The following is a 1,708-nucleotide window of genomic DNA, read 5'->3' on the forward strand; positions in this document are numbered from 1 at the left end:
AAAAATGAATGATTTATATTTTAAACAAGACATACTCACTCCAAGTATTAAAGAAGATATTTTTGTAGTTAATGGCTTTCATAGTTCTAACTCAGCTAATACTACCCTAAATCAAATCAGCTATATACCTTTTTTAGTTTCAGCCTATACCTTTAATGCAAAAGCAAATAATAATACCTTAGTATTAAAAGCAGGGGAATTATCTTCAGTATATTATTTAAAACCTACCGATAAAGAAGTAATTAATCCTAAAGCTAGTGGCTTAGATAATAAATATAATTTTTTAATCACTCCAGCTATAGCAAGAAAAGGTGAAGCAAGCAATAACACTTTAAATTTCTTAAAAGATGCCTATGTAAATATGGGTGTTGAAAACACCTATACCTTACCTTTAAATGGTGCTCCTTATATCTTAGGTGCTTTTGGGGTTGATGCTAATACTAATAATAATACTGTGATATTAAATAAGGGAGTAAAGATAGACTTTCATACTACCCCTTATAAACAAAGCACTTTAGGGGATAATATTTTTGATGAGAGAATGACTCATGTAGTGGGAGCTTATACTTATAATGGCAATGCTAAAAATAATAAGGTTATTATAGATGGAGCTTCTTTATTAGTCCATGGTCCAAGTGGAGCTTATTCAACATCAGCTGCTACTCACTTAGGTGGAGCTTTTGTAGATGTAAATAATAATCAAAGCTATGAAGTAAGCAATAATGGTGTAATTATTAATGATTTAAAACTAGATTTAAGAGTGGATACTAAAAATACTCCATTAGCATACAATGCTATTTTAGTAGGAGCAGTTTATGGGGGTAAAATCATACAAGGCAATGCTTATAAAAACACCATAGATATAAAAGACTTGCAAACCTTATTAGCATTAAATACCAATATAGAAGTAAAAGCACTCTTAGACTTTTATGCAGGTATAACTAATAATGGCATAGCTAATGATAATAATATTAATATTACTCTTAAAAAGCCATTTGAAATCAATTCTAATTTTACAGGTAAAAATGAGTTTAATCTTTATGGTGGAGTAGCTACTAAAGGAGCTAGTAGAAATAGTATAAATATCAATGGAGACTTAACCAAAGGACTTACCACTGAAAATCATCAAGATAAAATTCAAATCACAGCAGCACAAACTCTAAGTTCTAAAGCAAATAATAACAATATTGTTATTAAAAACTCAAATATAGCTATGCCTTTATACTTATATGGAGTTAGTAAGGTTAGTATAGATAATAAAGATTATTATGCAAGTAGTGCTAATGCTAATAGTATAGTTTTAGATAATGTAAAATCAGGTAGAAACCTAACTGCTATTATAGAAGCTGATAATTTAGAAAAAAACACTATAAAATATAATATGGTGCAATCTTTATCTAATGCTTCTAATATAGATAAAGGTTCTAAAATCATTTTAAGAGCTAATGAAAATGCTAATGATAATACTTTAAATATTAAAGATTATTCAAGTGCAGCTAGTTCTAATGTATATATTATTAATGCAAAAAATGAAAGCGCTAATAATACTTTTATCTTTGATAACTTAGCCCTAGGTACAGCTTCTGATAAAAGAGAAGGGGAAATAATAATTAGTGCAGGTATAGCTAAGAATACTCATGATAATTATACTCATATAAATAATTTAAATATAGATGAGTATAAAAACAACAAAGCTATATTTATAAGC

General features: G+C 28.0%; 1 protein-coding gene. It reads left to right on the forward strand.

What is annotated here, in order from left to right:
- A partial coding sequence (locus L8V79_RS08055) for a hypothetical protein (protein ID WP_263703190.1) occupies positions 1–1,708 on the forward strand: 1,708 nt, incomplete at both ends.

The organism is Campylobacter sp. IFREMER_LSEM_CL2194, from assembly GCF_025771685.1.
Taxonomy (GTDB): domain Bacteria; phylum Campylobacterota; class Campylobacteria; order Campylobacterales; family Campylobacteraceae; genus Campylobacter_D.